Here is a 3,832-nt window from a genome sequence, read left to right as displayed (position 1 = left end):
CCACAATGTACTTTTTTACCATGCATGCTACTCTCTGATTTTTCAGTAGCTTATCAAAAACAGGGGCTACCAAGCAAAGTTGCCTTGGCAGACTAGTAGTTCCTTTGCCCAAACTTAAATTACCGTTGGGACTAGTGGCGCGATAAAGCAGTTCACCTGAAGTATAATTCTGCCAAATATTTACGTTGTAGCCGCCCCGGCATTTCGTACTTAGGAGGATACCAGCAGTAGAATCAGCAGAAGCAGGTAAGGAAAAATTAGCTAAGATACTGATTGGCAGAGCAAGAAGTAACGCGGATGTTTTCATGAGTGTTGTAAAATTAATAAGTTTGACATTACTTTATTGCTGCTACAACTTCATCTGTAGACAGGACTGCATTGGCGATATACCCAAAGTTGATCAGTGCTGCCTTATAGCCGTCACCCAGTTTTGGATGTCGAGGAGCAGCTGTTGCATCTTTAACGACAACGACCTGGAATCCCTGCTCGAGCAATTCGCGTAGGTGAGCTTCAACACAAAGATTTGCCAACATTCCAAGTAGAATGACTTTGCTGATCTTGCGTTTACGCAGTTGCAAAACGAGGTCGTTGGTTTGCGGCCCATAGACGAATGGCACTAAGAAAAGCCCAAAGGCATGTGGCTTAAGCAGTCTACAATTGTTTTCGTAATTCATGCTGGGGTTTCGTCATCAAGGGGTAAGCTTTTGGGCGACGTTTACGGACTCGTGGTTCATTTCTCGCAGGACGGTCGGGATTGATGTTTACGGAATACGGCATCACAATCAAGTTTTAACAAAGCAACTAAGTCGGCGTAAGCGCAAAAAGCTCTATCTCCTAAAAGAATATCTAAGGGATTAAGGAACTGATACAAAAGACTCGCTAGTTTAATATCGTGGGTGTTCAAAACATCGATACATAGGGCAACAGCGGCTACAGTAGCTAAACTGAATATCACACCGATTCGCGAACGAGCGACACTTCCTGACCTGCGATGGCTTCCATTAAGCATTCTCCGTTCGAGAAGTGATGGAAGCGAGGATACGGTCCGAAGGGCCTCACCGTACGCCAGCTCACCGCAGCACGCATCTGTGTAGCTCAAGACGAACCGCCGCAACGACACGATTTAGCCGCGATGTTTCCGCAGGTTCGCCGGGCCGTAGCGCCGCAGGCTCTGACGCAACCCTACGGGTTACAAGCCCCCTTGATGACTACTTTTCCGAACGCTCCCCGCGCCAGGTGCTCGTATGCCTCTCGCGCCTGTTCGAAGGGATAGGCTTTGTCGATCACCGGATGGATTTCATGCTTGTTGAGGAAGTCATTCATGCGTTCGAAGGCGCGGGAAGGCCCGACGGCGATCCCCCGGATGGCGGTCTGCCGGAAAATCACCCGCATCAGATCGAGCTTTGCAGTCTGCCCCTGAAGGAAGCCGATCTGCGAGATGTGGCCGCCGACGCGAGTCGCCGCGACCGACTGATTCAGGCCGTCGCCGCCGACTACATCCAGCAGCTGATCGACACCCTTGCCGTCCGTCAGCTCTAAGGCCACCTTCTCCCAATCAGGACGCTTGGTGTAGTTGATCCCTTCCCAGGCTCCGAGCGCCTTCACCTTGGCAAGGTTCTCGTCCTTGCTTGAGGTGGCTATCACCTTCGCGCCGAAGGCCGAGGCAATCTGCACAGCGAAGACGCAGACACCGCCCGTTCCTTGCACCAGTACGGTCTGGCCTGGCTGCAGCTGCCCGTAATCCATCAGCGAATACCAGGCCGTCAGCGCAGCGATCGGGAGCGCGGACGCTTCCTCGTCCGTCATGGCTTCAGGCGCTTTAACCGCACTGGCCGCATTCAGGATCATGTACTCCGCCAGCCCGCCCCGCAGTGGAGCGCCATAGCAGAAATCAGGTTCGTTCGGCTTTGGATCGCCGTCCACCCATGTGGAATAAAGATGCGAGTTGACCCGGTCGCCCTCTTTGAGATGAGACACGCCCGCGCCGACCGCCACCACGACGCCGACCGCATCCGATACCGGGATCAGCGGCTTCGGGATCATCTCCGGCTCGTAAATGCCATCCACGATTGCCTTGTCCCGAAAGTTCAGCGAAACGACCGAGACCTTGATAAGGACCTCGTTCTCCTTCGGGGCCGGCGTCGGGACCTCGCCCAGTCGCAGGTTATCCAGTCCAAAATTGTCGAGCAGCCATGCTTTCATGTGTCTATCTCCGTAATTCGAACATACTCGAACAATGATACAATGCTTCTAGACGAGCGCACACTAACACTATTCTTAATGTCAGTGGAGGAGGCACATGGGAGCGCTACAGAACGAACCCAAGACAGCCGATCTCCAGCTAACGGCTATCCTCTACGCCCTAAGCCATGAGACACGCCTGCAGATCGTGCAAAGCCTTGCAAAAACGCATGAAATAGCGTGCAGCTACTTCGACATTCACATGCCGAAATCCAGCCTCTCGCACCATTTTCGCGTGCTGCGGACTTCAGGGGTCATCACGACGCGCAAGGAAGGCACGGCCCTCCTCAACCGCCTGCGTAGAGAGGATTTGGAGGAGCGCTTTCCGGGCGTTTTGCAGTCCGTCCTCGCATCGACGGCGGCTGTTCTCGACAAGGGATAGCTGAAATGCGCGTTACGCCCGCACCCGCACCAATTCATCGAGGCGCGTTGTGTAGCGCGGTGACAGATGCTCCGCTTTGTCCGTCCATCGGCGATCGACGCCGGAGACGGCCGGGCGCACCATGCCCCCGCCGAAGCGGCCGTTGAGGCAATCCATCGTCGCCATCAGCCGCGCCGAGCGCACCGGATCGCGCGAGGGGAACATTTGCTGTGATATGAATGGCACTAAGATAAGGCAGTTCTTGCTGGAGGTGGAAGGGAATATTGTAAAATGCAAGGGAAAGCTTGTGGTCAAAGGATTTTATAACTCCTGCCTCCTGCCTCACCCTAATAAAGAGCTAAACTTAGTGCCATTCACAAAAAGACCTTCGACCTCTGCTTTTTTGGTAACATCTGCCTGTACTGCGATCGCCTTTCCACGTGCGCTGGTAATTTCATCAACCAGGCGGTCGGCTGCTTCTTTACTAGAGGCGTAATTGACAACTACGGCTGCACCTTGGGTTGCCAGATGTTTGGCAATTGAAGCACCAATTTGTTTAGATACCCTGTCACAATTGCGATTTTTCCGTCTAGTTTTTTCATGATGATTTTTTAGGATCGGGCAGCGTGAACTTCACAGTTTCACTGGTGATTACTTTGTGCATGGGGTCAGCTAGTTCGATTAGCACCTTGTGCACGCCAGGTTCCAGTCCGACCAGGATCACCGTTTCCCCACTGGAATCGACAAAGTGCCACGGCGCGTCGTCAACGGTGAAGTGGATATGACCGATGCGCGGCGATACTTCGAGAGCACCTTTGCCAAACACTGGCAACACACGCAAATTCTCCGTCCGGTACTGGATAAAGACGCGTCCCTGTGCTAACGGTTCGGGAAGCGGTGGATCGACAATCAGCTTGGGTGGTGCTTCGTTTTCAATAGCAATCAACGGTGATGATCCGATAATGTCCCTAGCGCTCGGTGTGTGGGTGTTCATAGCAGGTAAGTACCTGAGAGTAGTTTATAAATAACGATCCATTTGAAGGTGAAGCGGCGCAGAGTCATCGCTCCAGAGAAGCCATGTTAGGGTCGAGGTGTGCATTACTGCATCACCCCTCCCATTCGGAACCGTGCTTGCGGTTAAACTAAGCGATTCCCTCACGAGAACCGCTCGTCTTCAGAACCGGACGTGACACTTTTGCGTCATCCGGCTCCTCTGTATTTTGACCCTTG

The 3,832-nt window shown here is 53.0% G+C and carries 7 protein-coding genes and 1 pseudogene; 1 reads left to right on the top strand and 7 read right to left on the bottom strand.

Annotated features, from left to right (window positions below):
- From V7L12_RS12765 to V7L12_RS12750, 4 genes and pseudogenes are all read right to left on the bottom strand, one after another.
- Positions 1–307: pseudogene (locus V7L12_RS12765) on the bottom strand (hypothetical protein); the annotation flags it as partial.
- A gap of 28 nt (positions 308–335) precedes the next feature.
- Complete coding sequence (locus V7L12_RS12760) at positions 336–674, bottom strand: isochorismatase family protein (protein ID WP_335084595.1); 339 nt, start codon at positions 672–674, stop codon at positions 336–338.
- Between the two features lie 56 nt (positions 675–730).
- Complete coding sequence (locus tag V7L12_RS12755; RefSeq protein ID WP_335084594.1) at positions 731–1,009, bottom strand: hypothetical protein; 279 nt, start codon at positions 1,007–1,009, stop codon at positions 731–733.
- A 173-nt stretch (positions 1,010–1,182) separates the two neighbouring features.
- Positions 1,183–2,202, bottom strand: a complete 1,020-nt coding sequence (locus tag V7L12_RS12750) for a zinc-dependent alcohol dehydrogenase family protein (RefSeq protein WP_335084593.1) — start codon at positions 2,200–2,202, stop codon at positions 1,183–1,185.
- Positions 2,203–2,299: 97 nt separating this feature from the next.
- Here V7L12_RS12750 and V7L12_RS12745 point away from each other — a divergent pair, with 97 nt between their 5' ends.
- Entirely contained in the window at positions 2,300–2,623 is a 324-nt protein-coding gene (locus tag V7L12_RS12745; RefSeq protein ID WP_335084592.1) for an ArsR/SmtB family transcription factor, read from the top strand.
- A 12-nt stretch (positions 2,624–2,635) separates the two neighbouring features.
- On the opposite strand, the gene V7L12_RS12740 is transcribed toward V7L12_RS12745, so the two are convergent.
- From V7L12_RS12740 to V7L12_RS12730, 3 genes are all read right to left on the bottom strand, one after another.
- Complete coding sequence (locus V7L12_RS12740) at positions 2,636–2,827, bottom strand: DUF4113 domain-containing protein (protein WP_335084591.1); 192 nt, start codon at positions 2,825–2,827, stop codon at positions 2,636–2,638.
- A gap of 117 nt (positions 2,828–2,944) precedes the next feature.
- Positions 2,945–3,130: a hypothetical protein gene (locus V7L12_RS12735; RefSeq protein ID WP_335084596.1), complete on the bottom strand. Its 186-nt coding sequence runs from the start codon at positions 3,128–3,130 to the stop codon at positions 2,945–2,947.
- Positions 3,131–3,200: 70 nt separating this feature from the next.
- On the bottom strand, positions 3,201–3,596 hold the full coding sequence (locus V7L12_RS12730; RefSeq protein ID WP_335084590.1) for a DUF6130 family protein: 396 nt from the start codon (positions 3,594–3,596) through the stop codon (positions 3,201–3,203).
- Positions 3,597–3,832: the final 236 nt, after the last annotated feature.

The sequence above is a fragment of the Nostoc sp. genome (assembly GCF_036918245.1).
Taxonomy (GTDB): domain Bacteria; phylum Cyanobacteriota; class Cyanobacteriia; order Cyanobacteriales; family Nostocaceae; genus Nostoc.
The sequence above is the reverse complement of the archived record's forward strand: the minus strand, read 5'-3'. Positions and strand labels throughout refer to the sequence as shown.